The 18472-nt window shown below is 68.0% G+C and carries 17 protein-coding genes; 10 read left to right on the forward strand and 7 right to left on the reverse strand.

The window, feature by feature from the left end; genetic code table 11:
* The first annotated feature begins 1 nt into the window (after nt 1).
* The 6 genes from lepB (at nt 2) to pdxJ (ending at nt 4376) form a co-directional block, all read left to right on the forward strand.
* Entirely contained in the window at nt 2-856 is an 855-nt protein-coding gene (lepB, locus tag PotMrB4_RS08035; protein WP_044407223.1) for a signal peptidase I, read from the forward strand.
* 108 nt (nt 857-964) lie between these two features.
* The gene (locus PotMrB4_RS08040) at nt 965-1342 is read left to right on the forward strand and encodes a DUF4845 domain-containing protein (RefSeq protein WP_074968987.1); all 378 of its coding nucleotides are present in this window, start codon (nt 965-967) and stop codon (nt 1340-1342) included.
* The gene (gene rnc / locus PotMrB4_RS08045) at nt 1339-2028 is read left to right on the forward strand and encodes a ribonuclease III (RefSeq protein ID WP_044407219.1); all 690 of its coding nucleotides are present in this window, start codon (nt 1339-1341) and stop codon (nt 2026-2028) included. Before PotMrB4_RS08040 ends, rnc begins: the two co-directional genes overlap by 4 nt.
* Nucleotides 2021-2923, forward strand: coding sequence for a GTPase Era (era, locus tag PotMrB4_RS08050; protein ID WP_044407217.1), 903 nt, complete (start codon nt 2021-2023; stop codon nt 2921-2923). The genes rnc and era overlap by 8 nt, the downstream gene beginning before the upstream one ends.
* Before the next feature lie 6 nt (nt 2924-2929).
* A complete protein-coding gene (gene recO / locus PotMrB4_RS08055) occupies nt 2930-3634 on the forward strand; it encodes a DNA repair protein RecO (RefSeq protein WP_044407215.1) in 705 nt (234 codons plus the stop codon).
* Entirely contained in the window at nt 3627-4376 is a 750-nt protein-coding gene (gene pdxJ, locus PotMrB4_RS08060) for a pyridoxine 5'-phosphate synthase (protein WP_172432968.1), read from the forward strand. The genes recO and pdxJ overlap by 8 nt, the downstream gene beginning before the upstream one ends.
* Nucleotides 4377-4490: 114 nt before the next feature.
* On the opposite strand, the gene cmoB is transcribed toward pdxJ, so the two are convergent.
* The 5 genes from cmoB to lon form a co-directional block, all read right to left on the reverse strand.
* Nucleotides 4491-5459: a tRNA 5-methoxyuridine(34)/uridine 5-oxyacetic acid(34) synthase CmoB gene (gene cmoB, locus PotMrB4_RS08065; protein ID WP_172432969.1), complete on the reverse strand. Its 969-nt coding sequence runs from the start codon at nt 5457-5459 to the stop codon at nt 4491-4493.
* Nucleotides 5456-6199: a carboxy-S-adenosyl-L-methionine synthase CmoA gene (cmoA, locus tag PotMrB4_RS08070; RefSeq protein ID WP_172432970.1), complete on the reverse strand. Its 744-nt coding sequence runs from the start codon at nt 6197-6199 to the stop codon at nt 5456-5458. The genes cmoB and cmoA overlap by 4 nt, the downstream gene beginning before the upstream one ends.
* A gap of 65 nt (nt 6200-6264) precedes the next feature.
* On the reverse strand, nt 6265-6918 hold the full coding sequence (locus PotMrB4_RS08075) for a lysoplasmalogenase (RefSeq protein WP_172432971.1): 654 nt from the start codon (nt 6916-6918) through the stop codon (nt 6265-6267).
* A gap of 94 nt (nt 6919-7012) precedes the next feature.
* Entirely contained in the window at nt 7013-7405 is a 393-nt protein-coding gene (locus PotMrB4_RS08080; protein WP_377744550.1) for a protease inhibitor I42 family protein, read from the reverse strand.
* A gap of 76 nt (nt 7406-7481) precedes the next feature.
* Nucleotides 7482-9878, reverse strand: coding sequence for an endopeptidase La (gene lon, locus PotMrB4_RS08085; RefSeq protein WP_172432973.1), 2397 nt, complete (start codon nt 9876-9878; stop codon nt 7482-7484).
* Nucleotides 9879-10041: 163 nt separating this feature from the next.
* Here lon and PotMrB4_RS08090 point away from each other — a divergent pair, with 163 nt between their 5' ends.
* From PotMrB4_RS08090 to putP, 3 genes are all read left to right on the forward strand, one after another.
* Entirely contained in the window at nt 10042-10794 is a 753-nt protein-coding gene (locus PotMrB4_RS08090; RefSeq protein WP_044407205.1) for an AraC family transcriptional regulator, read from the forward strand.
* A gap of 181 nt (nt 10795-10975) precedes the next feature.
* Nucleotides 10976-13015, forward strand: a complete 2040-nt coding sequence (locus PotMrB4_RS08095) for a TonB-dependent receptor (RefSeq protein ID WP_172432974.1) — start codon at nt 10976-10978, stop codon at nt 13013-13015.
* A 576-nt stretch (nt 13016-13591) separates the two neighbouring features.
* Complete coding sequence (putP, locus tag PotMrB4_RS08100) at nt 13592-15085, forward strand: sodium/proline symporter PutP (protein WP_044407203.1); 1494 nt, start codon at nt 13592-13594, stop codon at nt 15083-15085.
* A gap of 135 nt (nt 15086-15220) precedes the next feature.
* Here the strand turns inward: putP and PotMrB4_RS08105 are convergent, their stop codons facing one another.
* The gene (locus PotMrB4_RS08105; RefSeq protein ID WP_172432975.1) at nt 15221-16141 is read right to left on the reverse strand and encodes an alpha/beta fold hydrolase; all 921 of its coding nucleotides are present in this window, start codon (nt 16139-16141) and stop codon (nt 15221-15223) included.
* A 267-nt stretch (nt 16142-16408) separates the two neighbouring features.
* On the opposite strand from PotMrB4_RS08105, the gene PotMrB4_RS08110 reads away from it, so the two are divergent.
* Complete coding sequence (locus PotMrB4_RS08110; RefSeq protein ID WP_142011218.1) at nt 16409-17224, forward strand: MerR family transcriptional regulator; 816 nt, start codon at nt 16409-16411, stop codon at nt 17222-17224.
* On the opposite strand, the gene PotMrB4_RS08115 is transcribed toward PotMrB4_RS08110, so the two are convergent.
* Complete coding sequence (locus PotMrB4_RS08115) at nt 17221-18420, reverse strand: GGDEF domain-containing protein (RefSeq protein WP_172432976.1); 1200 nt, start codon at nt 18418-18420, stop codon at nt 17221-17223. The genes PotMrB4_RS08110 and PotMrB4_RS08115 overlap by 4 nt on opposite strands.
* Nucleotides 18421-18472 lie beyond the last annotated feature (52 nt).

The raw sequence follows: 18472 nt of genomic DNA on the forward strand, positions 1-18472 counted from the left end.
TATGTCGATCAATTTCCCGCTCTTGTTGGTTATCGCCGTGGCGGTCTGCGGCGTGCTCGCGCTCCTCGATCTGGTCCTGCTGGCGCCTCGCCGGCGCACTGCGATCGCCACCTACCAGGGGCAGGTCGGCGAGCCCGATCCGGCAGTGCTGGAAAAGCTCGGCAAGGAGCCCCTGCTGGTCGAGTACGGCAAGTCCTTCTTCCCGGTGCTGGCCATCGTGCTGGTGCTGCGTTCGTTCCTGGTGGAGCCCTTCCAGATCCCGTCGGGCTCGATGAAGCCGACGCTGGAAGTGGGCGATTTCATCCTGGTGAACAAGTTCGCCTACGGCATCCGCCTGCCGGTGCTGGACACCAAGGTGATCGAAGTGGGTGACCCGCAGCGCGGCGATGTGATGGTGTTCCGCTACCCCAGCGACCCGAACGTCAACTACATCAAGCGCGTCATCGGCCTGCCGGGTGATCGCATCGCCTACAGCAATGACAAGCGCCTCACCGTCAACGGCCAACTGGTGGCCGAGACGCTGGTGGGCGACGAGCCCGGCACCCTGGGCAGCGCGCGCCTGTACCAGGAGAAGCTGGGCGAGGTCGAGCACATGATCCGCAAGGAAATGCGCCGCAACCTCATGGAGCCCGGCAAGGAGTGGGTGGTCCCGGAGGGGCACTACTTCATGATGGGCGACAACCGCGACAACTCGAACGACAGCCGCTACTGGAACGACCCGAACATCCCCCGCGACCTGCTGGGCATGGTTCCGGACCGCAACATCGTCGGCAAGGCCTTTGCCGTATGGATGAGCTGGCCGGACCCCAAGCTGCGCAGCCTGCCGAACTTCTCCCGCGTCGGCCTGATCCACTGACCGACCCGGGATTTCGCTTTTGCGGCGCTGTTCACGACGGCGCCGCCCGCTATATATAGTCTTGCGACGGGCCGGCCGGCCCGAACAACAACCGACATTGAGGTCAACATGACGTTCGCACGCTCGCAGCGCGGCCTTTCGCTCCTGGGTTGGATGGTGGTCCTGGCCATCGTCGCCTTCCTCGCCAGCACCGCCTTCAAGATCATTCCTCACTACATGGACTACTACGCGCTGGAAAAGCTGATCACGTCCGTGGAGAACGAAAAGGGGCAGGGCATCAGCACCCCGGCTGACTTCAGGGACTATGTGCGTAAGGGTATGCAGGTCAACAGCATCCGCGACATCGACCTGGACAAGGCGCTGGACGTGAAGGTTGAAAACAACGACTTCTACGCCACCCTGAAGTACGAGAAGCGCGAGCCGCTGATCGAGAACCTCGACCTGGTGGTCCATTTCGACAAAGAATTCCGTGTAAGAGTCCCGTGAGCGCATCCCTAAGCCGTCTCGAGCGCCAGCTCGGCCATACCTTCAACGACCAGGGTCTGATGACCCTGGCCCTCACCCACCGCAGCTACGCCGGGCGCAACAATGAGCGCCTGGAGTTCCTGGGTGACGCCGTGCTCAACTTCGTCGCGGGCGAGGCCCTCTACGAGCGCTTTCCCCAAGCCCGTGAGGGGCAGCTCTCACGGCTGCGCGCGCGGTTGGTGAAGGGCGAGACCCTGGCTCTGCTGGCACGGGGTTTCGAACTGGGCGAATACCTGCGCCTGGGTTCCGGAGAGCTGAAGAGTGGTGGCTTCCGCCGCGAATCGATCCTGGCGGACGCCCTGGAGGCGCTGATCGGTGCCATCTACCTCGATGCAGGCATGGACAGGGCCCGTGAACGGGTCCTGGCCTGGCTGGAGAACGAGCTGGAAAGCCTGACCCTGGTGGACACCAACAAGGACCCCAAGACCCGCCTGCAGGAATTCCTGCAGTCCCGGGCCTGCGAGCTGCCCCGCTACGAAGTGGTGGATATCCAGGGTGAACCGCACTGCCGCACCTTTTTCGTCGAGTGCGACATCACCCTGCTGAACGACAAGACCCGTGGCCAAGGGGCCAGCCGGCGCATCGCCGAGCAGGTGGCTGCGGCCGCCGCCCTGGTCGCCCTGGGCGTGGAGAATGGCCATGACTGATCTCGAAACCTCCCGCTGCGGCTACGTGGCCATCGTCGGACGCCCCAACGTGGGCAAGTCCACCCTGCTCAACCACATCCTCGGGCAGAAGCTGGCGATCACCTCCCGCAAGCCCCAGACCACCCGCCACACCATGCTCGGCATCAAGACCGAAGGCGCGGTGCAGGCGGTCTACGTCGACACCCCCGGCCTGCACAAGAACAACGAGAAAGCGCTCAACCGCTACATGAACAAATCCGCCGCCGCTGCCCTCAAGGACGTCGACGTGGTGGTGTTCGTGGTGGACCGCACCCGTTGGACCGACGAGGACCAGATGGTGCTCGAGCGCGTCCAGTACGTGCAGGGCCCGGTGATCATCGCCGTGAACAAGACCGACCGCCTGGAAGAGAAGTCCGAGCTGCTGCCGCACCTGACCTGGCTGCAGGAGCAACTGCCCAAGGCCGAGATCGTGCCGATCTCCGCCCAGCACGGCCACAACCTCGATGCCCTGGAGCGCCTGGTGGCGGACAACCTCCCGGAAAACGAGCACTTCTTCCCGGAAGACCAGATCACCGACCGCAGCAGTCGCTTCCTCGCCGCCGAACTGGTGCGGGAGAAGATCATGCGCCAGCTGGGCGCCGAGCTGCCCTACCAGATCACCGTCGAGATCGAGGAGTTCAAGCACGATGGGCGCACGCTGCACATCCATGCGCTGATCCTCGTCGAGCGCGACGGGCAGAAGAAAATCATCATTGGCGACGGTGGCGAGCGCATCAAACGCATCGGCCAGGATGCGCGCAAGGACATGGAGGTCATGTTCGACTCCAAGGTCATGCTCAACCTCTGGGTCAAGGTGAAGGGCGGCTGGTCCGACGACGAGCGGGCCCTGCGCTCCCTGGGCTACAACGACCTCTGACCCGCCATGCAGACACCCGCGCAGGCGGTACCGGCCTTTGTCCTGCACAGCCGGGCCTACCGCGAAAGCAGTGCGCTGGTGGATCTGTTCACCCCCGATGGGCGCCTGCGCGCAGTGTTGCGCGGCGCCCGTGGCAAGGCCGGCACCCTGGCCCGGCCTTTCGTCCCCCTCGAAGTGGAACTGCGTGGCCGTAGCGAGCTGAAGAACATCGGCCGGCTCGAAGGCGCGGGCATCCCGCATTTCCTCACCGGCGAAGCCCTGTTCAGCGGGCTCTACCTCAATGAACTGCTGGTGCGCCTGCTGCCGGCGGAAGCGCCTCACCCCGACCTGTTCCAGCATTACGCCGTGACCCTCCAGGCCCTTGCCGCCAACCGCCCGCTGGAGCCGCTGCTGCGCGCTTTCGAGTGGCGGCTGCTGGACGAGCTGGGCTACGGTTTCGCCCTGGACATCGACCTGCACGGCGCGCCCATCGCCGTCGACGGCATCTACCGCCTGCTGCCTGACGCCGGCCTGGAGCCGGTCGGCCACCTGCAACCCGGCCTCTTCCAGGGCGCCGAGCTGCTGGCCCTGGCCGAGGCCGACTGGTCGGCGCCGGGGGCCCTGGCCGCGGCCAAGCGCCTGATGCGCCAGGCCCTGGCCCCTCACCTTGGTGGCCGGCCGCTGGCCAGCCGCGAACTCTTCATGACGATCAAGGAACCTGCCCGTGACTGAAGCCAACCGTGTACTGCTCGGCGTGAATATCGACCACGTCGCCACCCTGCGCCAGGCCCGGGGGACCCGTTACCCCGACCCGGTCAAGGCCGCCCTGGACGCCGAGGAAGCTGGCGCCGACGGCATCACCGTGCACCTGCGCGAAGACCGCCGGCACATCCAGGAGCGCGACGTGCGCGTGCTCAAGGAGGTCCTGCAGACCCGCATGAACTTCGAGATGGGCGTCACCGAGCCGATGATGGCCTTCGTCGAGGAAATCCGCCCCGAACACATCTGCCTCGTGCCGGAAACCCGCCAGGAGCTGACCACCGAAGGCGGCCTCGACGTGGCCGGCCAGGAGGCGCGCATCCAGGCCGCCGTCGAGCGCCTGGCCAAGCTCGGCAGTGAGGTTTCGCTGTTCATCGACGCCGACCCGCTGCAGATCCAGGCCGCCCACCGCGTCGGTGCGCCGGCCATCGAGTTGCACACCGGCCGTTACGCCGATGCCCACACCCCGGAGGAAGCCGAGCAGGAGCTGCAGCGCATCCGTGAGGGCGTTGCCCTGGGCCTCAAGCTCGGCCTGGTGGTCAATGCCGGTCATGGTCTGCACTACCACAACGTCGAGCCGGTGGCGGCGATCCCCGGCATCAACGAGCTGAACATCGGCCACGCCCTGGTGGCCCACGCGCTGTTCGTCGGCTTCAAGCAGGCGGTGGTGGAGATGAAGCAGCTGATCCAGGGGGCGCAGGCGTCGCGCGTCTGACGCAGCCCAGGGTCACCACCCGCTGACCCCTGATGAAACGCCGGCCTACCCGTGGTGCACGGGTAGGCCGGTTCGTTTGTGGCGGGCATTCCCGGACTGAAGGCGGGTTGCGGTTCAGGGCTTGCGGGCGACGATCACCGCGCGAGCGGGGGCGGGTAGGCCTTCGACGGTGCGGCTGTGGTCGGCCGGGTCGAGGAACTCGGGCAGCGACTGGAAGCGCATCCACTCCGTGCTGCGCTGTTCCTCCACGCTGGTGACGCTCACGTCCACGCAACGCACGTCCACGTAACCGGCGCGGCGCAGCCACAGCTCCAGCGCCGGCACCGACGGCAGGAACCACACGTTGCGCATCTGCGCGTAGCGGTCCTCGGGCACCAGCACCTGCTGGGCATCGCCTTCCACCACCAGGGTTTCCAGCACCAGTTCGCCGCCGCGCACCAGGCAGCCCTTCAGGTCGTACAGGTGATCGATGGGCGAGCGCCGGTGGTACAGCACGCCCATGGAGAACACCGTGTCGAAGCCTTCCAGCTTCGCCGGCAGCTCCTCCAGGGCCAGGGGCAGGTGCCAGGCGGGGAGGTCGGGCAGGAAGCGCTTCATGGCGAGGAACTGGCAGAAGAACAGCCAGTTCGGGTCCACGCCCACCACGCAGTCGGCGCCGGCGCCGAGCATGCGCCACTGGTAGTAGCCGTTGCCGCAGCCCACATCCAGCACCCGCTTGCCGACGAGGTCCAGATGGGGCGAGACGCGCGCCCATTTCCAGTCCGAGCGCCACTCGGTGTCGACATGCACGCCGAACAGCTCGAACGGCCCCTTGCGCCAGGGAATCAGCCCTTGCAAGGCCGCTTTCAGTTGGGCCCGGGTGGCCTCGTCGCAGGGGCCGTCCAGCAGGAAGCGCTGGGCCAGCTCCACCTGCTGCGGTTGCAGCGCGGGGAGGGCGTTGACGGCCGCTCCCCAGCGCTCCAGGTCGCCGTGGCCGACGGCCAGCTTGGCGTCCAGTTGCGCCGGCAGGTCGGCGGCCCAGTCCTGCAGGCGGGTGCCGGCCAGTTGCTGTTGCAGGCTGTCGAGGTCGAGGGTGCGGATCATGGTAGGGCGATCAACGAGGCGAAGTTGAGGCACTGGAACCAGGGCACCACCTTGGAGAAGCCGGCGGCGAGCAAACGCTCGCGGTGTTCCTCCAGGCTGTCCGGGTGCATGACGTTCTCCAGGGCGCTGCGCTTCTGGGCGATTTCCAGCTCGCTGTAGCCATTGGCGCGCTTGAAGGCGACGTGCAGGTCGGTGAGCAGCGCGTGGGCCTCGGCGTCCTCGAAACGCAGCTTCTCCGAGAGAATCAGCGCCCCACCCGGCAACAGGGCCTGGCGGATGCGCCCCAGCAGTTCCTGGCGGCGCTCGCGGGGGACGAATTGCAGGGTGAAGTTCAGCGCCACCAGGCTGGTGGGCTGGAATTCCAGGGCGAGGATGTCCGCCTCCAGCACCTCCACCGGCAGCAGTTCCTGGAACATCGAGTCCTGGGCGTGCAGGTACTCCCGGCAGCGCGCCACCATGGCGCTGGAGTTGTCCACCGCGATCACCCGGCAGCCTTCGGTCTTCACGTGGCGGCGCAGGGCCTGGGTCACGGCGCCGAGGGAGCTGCCCAGGTCGTAGAGCGGGGTGTTGGGCTGGGCGAACTGCGCGGCCAGCACGCCGATGTTCTCGACGATGGTGGGGTAGCCCGGCACCGAGCGCTTGATCATGTCCGGGAAGACCCGGACCACGTCCTCGTTGAAGGCGAAGTCGGCCACCTGGGCCTGGGGCGTGGCGTAGATGCGGTCGGGTTGTTGCTTCACGGGCCGGTACCAGCAGTTGGAAAGGGCGGCATTCTAGCCAAGACTGCCCGCCGCCCCAAATGCCGCTACGTCGGGTTGCAGGCCGTGCCCGCCTTGAACCGCGCCGAGGCGGTGATGCCCCACTGGCCGAGCCAGTAGCTGAGGATGATGGCGTAGCCGTCACCGGGGAAACTGCCGACGAAGCGCGCAATGCCCAGCAGGCTGTCCGAGACCACGAAGCACAACGCCCCGGCCACGGCGGCCAGCACCGACCCGCGTGCTATCCCGGTCTCGCCGATGCGGGCCAGGGCGCGCCAGAGCATGGTGCTGATGGTCAGGGCGTAGAGCGCCACGGGCAGCGCCAGGGGCCCCAGGCCGCCGCTGCCGAGCAGGGCGAACATGGCGCCGCCATAGACCAGGCAGGCCACCAGGGCGAGTGGCGCCAGGCGGCGGCTGTCGCTCAGGTAGGCGGCGATGTAGCACAGGTGGCCCAGCAGGAACGCCGCCAGGCCGGGGACGAACAGGTCGCCGGGCCATTGCAGCAGCACATCCCCCAGCAGGCACAGCGCCAGGCCGAGGGCGACGCGGTTGCGGTAGGCGCCGGCCGGGGCACACCGCAGCCAGAACATCAGGGCGATGACCGGCAGCGGCTTGCTGGCGAAGCACAGCCAGGGCAGGTCGAGTGCACGGCCGATGAGGAAGGCGCAGGCGCCGGTCAGGCCGATCAGCAGGGCAGGCATGGCGCCGCTCCATCGAGGGGGAGGGCGCACTTTGCTTCAGCATCCGGTCGGGCCGCCAGGCGTCGTGCGCCAGGGCGGCTCGCCGATTGCGCCGTCACTCCACGTGGACGGGGCAGTCGAAGGTCTGCTCCGGGGCGACGTCGGTTTCCCAGGGGCGCTGGTAGACCAGCAGCAGGCGACCATCGCCCGGCTGGGCGGCGCTGAAGCGCCAGGTGGATTCCCCGGCGCCGCCGACCAGGCCGGCCTCCTCGGGGGCGTTGTAGACCTCCGGGCCGAGGCTGCGCAGCACGCCGGGCGCGGCGTCCTTCACCACCCAGCGGAAGCCGGTGGTGGGGTTGCTCGGCAGGGTCAGCACCAGGGTCTGGCCCTTGTCCAGCTCCAGGGGGCAGCGGTCCTGTTCCTGCACCAGCAGGGTGGTCGACTCGTGGGCGCAGCCGGCCAGCAGGGCGAGGGCGCCGGGCAGCAGCAGGCGGGGGAGGGGATTCAGGCGCATGGACGGCTCCATCGTTCAAGGGCCGGTGCAGCATATCCGCTGCTCCGGCCCCTGGGTAGGCACCGCGGGTTCAGCCGAAGAGCACCTTGGCGACATCCGAGAAGCGCTTGGCGAAGTGCACCGTCATGCCCTCGCGCAGGTAGTCCGGCAGTTCCTCGTAGGCACCCCGGTTGGCTTCGGGGAGGATCAGCTCGTGGAGTTTCTGCCGCCGCGCGGCGATGACCTTCTCACGCACCCCGCCGATCGGCAGCACCTGGCCAGTTAGGGTCAGCTCGCCGGTCATGGCCACGCCCTTCTTCGGCGCCTGGTCGCGGGCCAGGGACAGCAGGGCGCTGGCCATGGTGATGCCGGCGCTGGGGCCGTCCTTGGGCGTGGCGCCTTCCGGTACGTGGAGGTGCACGAAGGCCTGGTCGAAGAAGGTCGGGTCGCCGCCGAACTGCTTGAGGTGCGAACTCACGTAGCTGTAGGCGATCTCGGCCGACTCCTTCATCACGTCACCCAGCTGGCCGGTGAGCTTGAAGCCCCGGTTGAGGGTGTGGATGCGGGTGGCTTCGATGGGCAGGGTGGCGCCACCCATGCTGGTCCAGGCCAGCCCGGTGATCACGCCCTTGCCCGCCAGCACCTGTTCCTTGCGGAAGGGCGGTGTGCCCAGCAGCGGCTCCAGGTCCTTGTTGCCGACGCGGATCTTCGCCTCGGGCTCCTCCAGCAGGCGCACCACCGACTTGCGGATGATCTTGCCCAGCTGCTTCTCCAGCTGGCGGACGCCGGACTCCCGCGCATACCCCTCGATCACCGCGGTGAGCGCAGCGTCGGTGATGGCCAGGCGCTGCTTCGGCACACCGGTGCGTTCCAGCAGGCGCGGCCACAGGTGGCGCTTGGCGATGGCGTGCTTTTCCTCGGTGATGTAGCCGGACAGGCGGATCACCTCCATGCGGTCCAGCAGCGGGCCCGGGATCGAATCCAGGGTGTTGGCGGTGCACACGAACAGCACCTTGGACAGATCCAGGCGCAGGTCCAGGTAGTGGTCGAGGAACTCGACGTTCTGCTCCGGGTCGAGGGTCTCCAGCAGGGCCGAGGCGGGGTCGCCCTGGTAGCTGGCACCGAGCTTGTCGATCTCGTCGAGCATGATCACCGGGTTCATCACCTCCACTTCCTTCAGCGCCTGCACCAGCTTGCCGGGCAGGGCGCCGATGTAGGTGCGGCGGTGGCCCTTGATCTCGGCCTCGTCACGCATGCCGCCGACGCTGAAGCGGTAGAAGGGGCGGCCCAGGGACTCGGCGATGGACTTGCCGATGCTGGTCTTGCCGACGCCGGGTGGGCCCACCAGCAGCACGATGGAGCCGTCGATCTCGCCCTTGAAGGCGCCGACGGCGAGGAATTCGAGGATGCGGTTCTTGATGTCGTCGAGGCCCGCGTGGTGGCGGTCCAGCACCTGGCGCGCGTGCTTGAGGTCCAGCCGGTCCTTGCCGTACACGCCCCAGGGCAGGGCCGTGGCCCAGTCCAGGTAGTTGCGGGTCACCGCGTACTCGGGGGAGCCGGTCTCCAGGATCGACAGCTTGTTCAGCTCCTCGTCGATGCGCTTCTTCGCCTGCTCCGGCAGGGTCTTGCCCTCCAGGCGCTGGCGGAACTGCTCGGCGTCGGCGCTGCGGTCGTCCTTGGTGATGCCCAGCTCCTGCTGGATCAGCTTCAGCTGCTCCTTGAGGAAGAACTCCCGCTGGTGCTTGCCGATCTTGCGGTTCACCTCCGCCGACAGCTCGCTCTGCAGGCGGGCCACCTCGACTTCCTTGCGCAGCATCGGCAGCACCTTCTCCATGCGCTTGAGCACGGGGATGGTGTCCAGCACCTCCTGAAGGTCGGTGGCCGGTGCGGTGGTGAGGGCGGCGGCGAAGTCGGTGAGCGGCGACGGGTCGTTGGGGCTGAAGCGGTTCAGGTAGTTCTTCAGCTCCTCGCTGTACAGCGGGTTGAGCGGCAGCAGCTCCTTGATGGCGTTGATCAGCGCCATGCCGTAGGCCTTCACCTCGTCGCGCGGGTCGGATTGCGGGCGCGGGTAGTCCACCTCCACCAGGTAGGGCGGGCGGTGGCGCTTGAGCCAGCCACGGATGCGCACCCGCGACAGGCCCTGGGCCACGAACTGCAGCTTGCCGCCCTCGCGGGTGGCGTGGTGCACCCGCACCAGGGTGCCGTGCTCGGGCAGGGTGCTGGGGTCGAAATGGCGCGGGTCACCCGGCGGGCTGTCGACGAAGAACAGCGCCAGGCTGTGGTGGTTGGTCTTGGCCACCAGCTCCAGGGTTTCTGCCCAGGGCTCCTCCTCGACGATCACCGGCAGCACCTGCGCCGGGAAGAACGGGCGGTTGTGGATGGGGATGACGTACACGGTGTCCGGCAGCGTCTGGCCGGGCAGCGCCAGGCCCGTACTGGTGGCACTGGTGTCATCGACGAGAGTGGCGTGGATCTCCTGATCGCTCATTGGGCACCTGATGGAAACGAATGGGCTTGGGGTGGGGCATGCAGGCTAGATGGGGCGGCTCCGGGGGCTTTTCAACCGGCACGTCGAAGCGGGGCCTGCCCGGTGGTGCTGGGCAGGCGAGCGCCGCTTGTTTAAAATGCGCAAATTTTGAGCAACCCCTGCCATGCTCGTCGCCCGCCTGCAACGCCTGGATGAACAGGCCCACGCCCACGCCCATGACCACCATCAACTGGTGATGTCCCTGGCTGGCCGCGCCGCTTTTGAGGTCGGTGGCCGCGGTGGCGAGGTGTGCCGTATGCGCGCCTGCGTGGTGCCGGGCACCACCGAGCACGTCTTCGCCGGCTGCGGCGACAACCGCATGCTGATCCTCGACCTCAATGCGCCGGAGGCCGCCAGCGAGGACCGCGAGCTGCTCCAGCGCCTGTTCGACATCCCCCGCTTCCCCGACCTCGACGCCGACTTCCAGCACCTGCTGAGCTACGCCGGCGCCGAGCTGCAGCGCTACGGCGACGACCCGCTGCTGGCCCGTGCCCTGGGCGGTGTCCTGCTGCGCGCGCTGTACCTGCGGCTGTTCGGTGAGCGTGGGCGGCGCAGCAACCAGGGCCTCGACCTGGAGCCGCTGGATGCCTACATCGCCGACAACCTGGCCCGGCGCATCAGCGTGGCCGAGCTGGCCCAGGTGGCCTGCCTCAGCCCCAGCCATTTCCACGCCCTGTTCAAGGACAGCGTCGGTCTGACGCCCCACCAGTACCTGCTGCGCGCTCGCCTCGACCGCGCCTCCCGCCTGCTGCGCGAAAGCGACCTCGCCCTGGTGCGCATCGCCGAGGAATGCGGCTTCTCCAGCCAGAGCGCCCTGACCACTGCCATGCGCCGCCACCTGGGTCTGACGCCGAAGCGACTGCGCGACCACGCCTGACGGGGCCGTAAGGCCCGTTCCAAAGCCTTTGTCAGTGAATTGCCGGCCAATGCGATTCGCTCTTATTTGTTACGTTATAACGCTTTATAGTGGCGGCCCGACGCAGCCTGCCTGCGTCGCACGTCCATCCGCCTGACAGGCGCGCAAGGTGGCGCGCCGACGACTATTCGAGGACCCCATGATGAAACCGATCCGCTCTCCACTCGCCCTGGCCATCGCCCTGTTCTCCGGGCCGGCGGCCCTGGCAGCCGAAGCCGAATCGCCCCTGGAGCTGGAGCCCAGCGTGGTGCGCGCCAGCGCCCTGTCCACCGCAACCCGCGACATGACGACCCCCGCCGAGGTGCTGGAAGGCGACGCCCTGCGCCTGCGCCGCGAGGCGACCCTCGGCGAGACGCTCGACGGCCTGCCCGGGGTGCATGCCAGCAGCTTCGGCCCCGGCGCCAGCCGCCAGTTGATCCGTGGGCTGGACGGTGCGCGGGTGCGGGTCCTCAGCGACGGCGTGGACACGCTGGATGCGTCCACCGTCAGCCCGGACCACGCCGTGGCGATCGAGCCGTTGCTGGTGGAACGCGTCGAAGTGCTGAAGGGGCCCGCCACCCTGTTGTATGGCGGCGGTGCCATCGGCGGGGTGGTGAACGTGATCGACAAGAAGATTCCCGTTGCGCTCCCCGAGAAGGGCTACGAAGGCGAGCTGGAGCTGCGCGGCAACACCGTGGCCGACGAGGGCCTCGGGGCCGGTGGCCTGACGATCGGCACCGGCCCGTTCGCCTGGCGCATCGAGGGGCTCAAGCGCCAGGCCAACGCCTACGACATCCCCGGTGCGGCCGGCGACCCGCGCTCCTCGAAGCAGACCGGGGCCTACAACGACACCGACAGCGCCACCCTGGGCGGCAGCTGGATCGGGGATCGCGGCTACCTGGGCCTGGCCTACACCGAGCAGAACAATCGCTACGGCCTGCTCGCCCACGAACATGCCCACTGCCACACCCATGGCCCGCGCGACTGGCATTGCGGTTCCCATGGGCACGGCCATGCCCACGATGACCACGAGGAGGGCGGGCTGCCCTACATCGACATGAAGCAGAAGCGCTGGGACGTACGCGGTGAGTACAGCGACCCGCTGCCGGGCTTCGAACTGGCCCGTGTACGAGGGGGCTACAGCGACTACCAGCACGAGGAGATGGAAGGCGGGGTGGCCGCAACCACCTTCAAGAACAAGGCCTACGACTCCCGCCTGGAGCTGACCCACGCACCGCTGTTCGGCTGGCGTGGCGTGCTGGGCGGGCAGAGCTCGCGCCGGGACTTCCAGGCCCTGGGTGAAGAGGCCTATGTGCCGCCGAGCCTGACCCGCAACCACGGCCTGTTCCTGCTGGAGGAGTACACCTGGGATGACTGGCGCTACGAGCTGGGCCTGCGCCACGAGTGGCAGGACATCTCCGCGCGCGGGGAGCGCAGCCGCCAGCACCGCGGCACCTCCGTGTCCGCCGGGGCGGTCTGGACCTTCGCGCCGGAATACTCCCTTGGCTTCTCCCTGTCCCGCTCCCAGCGCCTGCCCACCGCCGAAGAGCTGTACGCCAACGGCCCCCACGCCGCGACTCGTACCGTCGAGCTGGGGGACCCGAACCTGAGCGAGGAAACCTCGCGGAACGTCGAACTGACCCTGCGCAAGTTCGCCGGCCGCACCCACTTCAGCCTCAGCGTCTACCGCAACCAGATCGATGACTTCATCTACGCGGCGGATACCGGGCGCGACATCGGCGGCGAGATGCGCGAGATCCAGTACCGCCAGCAGGATGCCGTGCTGACCGGCGCCGAGGGCGAGGTGGGCTATCGCTTCAGCGATGACACCGACGTCACGCTCTTCGGCGACCGCGTGCGTGGCCGCCTGCGCAGCGGCGGCGGGGACCTGCCGCGCATCCCGGCCGATCGCCTGGGCATCCGCCTCGATCAGCGCCTGGCACCGGCCCTCGCCGGGCAGCTGGAGTTCTACCGCGTGCAGCGCCAGGACCAGCTCGCCGACTACGAGACCCGTACCGGCGGCTACAACATGCTCGGTGCCGCGCTGACCTACACCGGCAAGCTGGAGATGGCCGGCTACGAGCTCTACCTCAAGGGGAGCAACCTGCTGGATGCCGAAGGGCGCAACCACAGCTCCTTCATCAAGGACGAGGTGCTACTCCCGGGGCGCAACCTGACCATGGGCGTGCGCCTGGCTTTCTGAGCCAAAGTGCCGGCTGCTCTGACGAGTAGCCGGTTGCACCTTTTGGCAGAAAGTTCCCTTTATCGGACTATCCGGAAATGAAATCAGAGGATTGTGTAAGAAAGTCGAGGTGCCACCTCTCTACATTCCACGCTTCCTGATTTTCAGCCCGCCTTCATCGACGGTTTGGGCTGTACTGAATCCAACGCGATGGTCATGAAGACCAACGGGTAGCGCACCCGGGAATCACGCCTTTCCACGTGCAGGCGCGGTACCCGAACGGGCCCCATGTCCGATGAGGTGGCCGCCCGTCACCCCGCAGCGGTTAATCCACGCACCGTCCTGGGCGGACGGTGCGTCAGCCAAGAGGCCAGGTATTTCTGTACATGTTCGCGAGGGCCGCTCCCCATGAGCAGGGCCTTCGATGACGGGTGGGGCCGGATCGCCTCGCTTGAAGTTCGATCGGACGTTAATCGGCTATTGGCCGACAGGGTCGAGAAGCCAAGCGGTCATCGCCACGCGCGGTCGCCAAACAATCACCACGGGAGCAGACCACCCTCAGCTCCCGAATAACAACAAACGAGCAGGGGAGACCCCATGACACTCAGCAACCCGATGCTGATCACGTTCGTGATCTATATCGCCGCCATGGTACTGATCGGCCTGGCCGCCTACCGTTCCACCAACAACCTGTCCGACTACATCCTCGGGGGCCGCAGCCTCGGCAGCTTCGTCACCGCGCTGTCCGCTGGCGCTTCCGACATGAGCGGCTGGCTGCTGATGGGCCTGCCCGGCGCCATCTACCTCTCGGGCCTGTCCGAGGCCTGGATCGCCATCGGCCTGATCGTCGGCGCCTACCTCAACTGGCTGCTGGTGGCCGGCCGCCTGCGGGTGCAGACCGAGCACAACGGCAACGCCCTGACCCTGCCGGACTTCTTCACCAACCGCTTCGAAGACCACAGCCGCATCCTGCGCATCTTCTCCGCCGTGGTGATCCTGGTGTTCTTCACCATCTACTGCGCCTCCGGCATCGTCGCCGGTGCCCGCCTGTTCGAAAGCACCTTCGGCCTGTCCTACGGGACCGCGCTGTGGGCCGGCGCCGCCGCCACCATCGCCTACACCTTCATCGGTGGCTTCCTGGCGGTGAGCTGGACCGACACCGTGCAGGCGACCCTGATGATCTTCGCCCTGATCCTCACCCCGGTCGTGGTGATGATGATCAACGGCGGCATTGATCCGACCTTCGCCGCCATCGAACTGCAGGACGCCGCCCACTTCGACATGCTCAAGGGCGCCACCTTCATCGGTGTGATCTCGCTGATGGCCTGGGGCCTGGGCTACTTCGGCCAGCCGCACATCCTGGCGCGCTTCATGGCCGCTGACTCGGTCAAGTCCATCCCCAACGCCCGCCGCATCTCCATGACCTGGATGATCGCCTGCCTGGGCGGCGCGGTTGCCGTCGGCTTCTTCGGCATCGCCTACTTCTCCGCTCACCCGGACGTGGCCGGCCCGGTCACCGCCAACCCCGAGCGCGTGTTCATCGAACTGGCCAAGCTGCTGTTCAACCCCTGGGTGGCCGGCGTGCTGCTGTCCGCCATCCTGGCGGCCGTGATGTCCACCCTGAGCTGCCAGCTGCTGGTGTGCTCCAGCGCCCTGACCGAAGACTTCTACAAGGCCTTCTTCCGCAAGAACGCCAGCCAGAACGAACTGGTCTGGGTCGGCCGCGCCATGGTGCTGCTGGTGGCCGTGATCGCCATCGCCATCGCCTCCAACCCCGAGAGCAAGGTGCTGGGCCTGGTGTCCTACGCCTGGGCCGGCTTCGGCGCCGCCTTCGGCCCGGTGGTGATCCTCTCCCTGGTGTGGAAGGGCATGACCCGCAACGGTGCCCTGGCGGGCATGGTGCTGGGCGCCGTCACCGTGATCCTGTGGAAGAACTTCTTCGGCTGGACCGGCCTGTACGAAATCATCCCGGGCTTCATCCTCGCCACCCTCGGCATCCTGATCTTCAGCCGCATCGGCGCCGCGCCGTCGGATTCGATGATCAAGCGCTTCGACGCCGCCGAGAAGGAATACCAGGACGCCAGCGCCTGACCGGCGTCCTCCAGCGGGGCACAGACTCCGCCTGACGATTGCGATAGCGCCTCAACGGCCCACGTCCTCCCCGACTTGGGCCGTTTTTTTATGTTGTGTGGCAGGTGGTGCGATGGGGTCGGAAACTTCCCCTGCTCAGGGCGCCGCGTGCCCGGCGTCGTGCTCCTTCGCCTCGACGAAGGCCCGCAACCAGGCCGCCAGGCGACCCGGACGGGCCAGCAGTTGCCAGTGGCCGGCGTCCACCTCGCGCCGCAGCAGGTCCGGGACCCAGCGTTCCAGGCCGTCGAACAACTGGGGTCGCACGTAGCGGTCGCGGGTCTGCACCACCAGTTGCACCGGTACCCGGGTGGGGCGTTGGCGAGCGGCGAACAGGCGCGGCATGAAGTTGGCGCGGTAGAGCTTCACCCCGTGCTGGCCGTCGGCCAACTGGTGCGGGTTGCGCTCCGGCTCGCGGATGCGCTCCATCTGCCGCATCACGGCCGGCCAGGCGCGCGCCAGGCCCAGCCGCCAGCACAGTTCCGGCAGCCAGGGCGTCTGGAAGAAGGCGATGTACCAGGAGCTGACCAGTTGCCCGAGCGCCTGCAGCCAGCCGCGTGGGGCGAGGCGCCCGAAGCGGGCGCGCATCCAGTGGCCGACATGGTCCAGGCAGGGCCCGGAGAGGCTGGTGTAGGAGGCCAGCAGCGGCTCGAAGCGCGGATCGGTCACCGCCTCCCAGCTCTGGATCGAGCCCCAGTCATGGGCCACCAGGTGCACCGGGCGGTCCGGGCTGTGGGCGCGGATCACCGCTTCGAGGTCGTTGGCCAGGTGCACCAGGCGGTAGTCCCGCACCCGCCGGGGGGCTTCGGAGTCACCGGCGCCGCGCACGTCGTAGGCGATGATCCGGTAGTCGGCGGCCAGTTCGCGCACCAGCGGCAGCCAGACCCGGTGGTTGTCGGGGTAGCCGTGCACCAGCAGCAGCACCGGGCCCTTGGCGTTGCCCCATTGGTAGGTGGCCAGGCGCACGCCATCGCCCTGGACGAGGGTGCGCTGGGGTTCGAGGTTGAGCGGTGCGTTCATGGACGTGCTCCCGGGCGTGAGGTGGGCCTGGGGCACGGATCGTGACATCAGGCGATGTCATGGATTGTCAGTGAGACGCCGGCGCCTGGCCAGTTGCCGCGCCCGCAGCGTTACCCCGTTACCGCCCGCCTGAAGGCCTTGCCGTACCTGGCTTTGCGCGCTTCTGCGAGGTGGCGGGCGGGAAGGGGCGGCAGCAAGTCCAGCCATAGGATGGGGCGGGGTGGGCGTGTTGTTGGCGGTCCGGGGGCGGGGCTATGATCCGCCCCCATGAAGACACCCCAGCCCTTCCTGTCCCGCCTGCTGGCCCGTACGCCAGCCGAGGGGGATGCCCCGCCCGAGGCGGCGGAATACACCGTCGATGAACTGGCCCGCGAGGCCGGCACCACCGTGCGCAACCTGCGGGCCTACCAGGATCGGGGCCTGCTGCCGCCGCCGGAGCGTCGCGGGCGGGTGGGCATCTACAACGGCGGGCACCTGTCGCGGTTGCTGCTGATCGGCCAGTTGCTGGAGCGCGGCTACAGCATCGCCAGCATCCGCGAGCTGCTGGAGGCCTGGGAGCAGGGGCGCGACCTGGCCCATGTGCTGGGCCTGGACGCTGCCATCGCCGGGGCCTGGGGCCAGCCGGAGCCGACCCGCCTGGGCTTCGACGAGTTGATTGCGCTGTTCGGCGAGGCGCTGACCGACGACACCCTGGACCGCGCCCGCGAGCTGGGGCTGGTGGAGTTCGCCGGGGATCACCTGCGGGTGCTGAACCCGCGCATCTTCAACGCCGGGGTGCAGCTGCACCGCTCCGGCATCCCGCTGGCGGTACTGCTGGAGCAGTTCGCGCTGATCCGCCAGCAAGTGGCGCCGGTGGCCGATGGCATCGTCGGCATGATCGTTGCCCACCTGGTCAACCCGCTGCTCAGCAGCAGCCTGCCCCACGTGTCCGAGCTGGAGGCGCTGAACCGGCAACTGCTGGCCCTGCGGCCGCTGGTGGAGGAGGTGGTGGACAGCGAGCTGGCGCGGGGGCTGCAGGCGTCGGCCAACCAGGAGCTGGGTGGCCGTGTCGGTGAACTGCTGAAGGGCTTTCTGAAGAGCTAGGGAGCACTGGTTGCCGGGGCATCCTCGGCGGTGAAGGCTTCGACCCGGTTACGGCCCTGGTGCTTGGCCTTGTAGAGCGCCACATCCGCATTCCCTACCAGGGCCTCTTCACGGGCCACCGGCTGTTCGGTGGAGGCCACGCCGATGCTCACCGTGAGGTAGCCGCGCTGCGCACCGGCATGGGGGACCTGCAGAGACTCGATGGACGCGCGGATGCGTTCGGCGATGGCCTGGGCCGTGGCCAGGTCGGTGCCGGGCATGACCACGGTGAACTCCTCCCCGCCGAAGCGTGCGACGAAATCGCAGTGCTCGCGGATGCTGCCGCGCATGGCCTCGGCCACCTGGCGGATGCAGGTGTCGCCGGCCAGGTGGCCATAGCGGTCGTTGTAGAGCTTGAAGTGGTCGATATCCAGCATCAGCACGCTCAGCGGCGCGTGGGTGCGGGCGCAGCGGTGCCACTCGCGCTTGAGGGTTTCGTCCAGGTGGCGCTTGTTGGCGATGCGGGTCAGGTCGTCGGTGCGGCTCAGCACCGCCAGCTCCTGGTTGGCCAGGGCGTACTTGTGCGCCAGCACCTGGTGTTCCCAGGCCAGCTTGAGGGCCTCGTTGAAGCGGATCTGCAGGCGCCGGCCCATCTCGGCGATGAAGGGGCACACCACCCAGGCGGAGATGGCGAGGAAGCGCGCCTGGGGCTCCGGGTCGAGGGCGTAGGCGATGCCCAGCAGGGTGAACATCGGCACGTGGAACGCCAGGTGGGCCGGCCAGTAGGAGACGTTGCTCATCGCCACCATCACCGAGGCCAGGGCGATGCAGCCGTAGATCACGTCCTCGTAGGCGGTGCCGTAGCCCATCAGCCAGATGGCGCCGAAGCCCCAGGCGAGGCCGACCGCGCCGCACTGGCACATGGTCAGGCGGGCCCAGGCAAGCGGGGTGAAGCGCTGCGGGTTGCGGCGCCAGGCCGCCACCAGCCAGAGCCGCACGCCCATCAGCAGCACCAGCACCAGCAGCCAGACGCAACGCCCGAACAACGGGGCGCTGGCGTGGTAGACGCCGAACACCATGGTGCCGGAGAAGACGTTGCCCACCGCCGTGGCCGGGCTGGTGGAGAAGAGGGTGGCGACCCGTTCTGCGAGGTAGTCCTCGGCGGGGCGTTCGGGCAGGGGCGGCATGACTGCGGCCTGCCCGGTCTGGAGTGGCATCGACGGCATTCCTGGATTTCGTGGCGCTTCTTATACCGCGATGCCTGGAAAG

This window comes from Metapseudomonas otitidis (assembly GCF_011397855.1).
Taxonomy (GTDB): domain Bacteria; phylum Pseudomonadota; class Gammaproteobacteria; order Pseudomonadales; family Pseudomonadaceae; genus Metapseudomonas; species Metapseudomonas otitidis.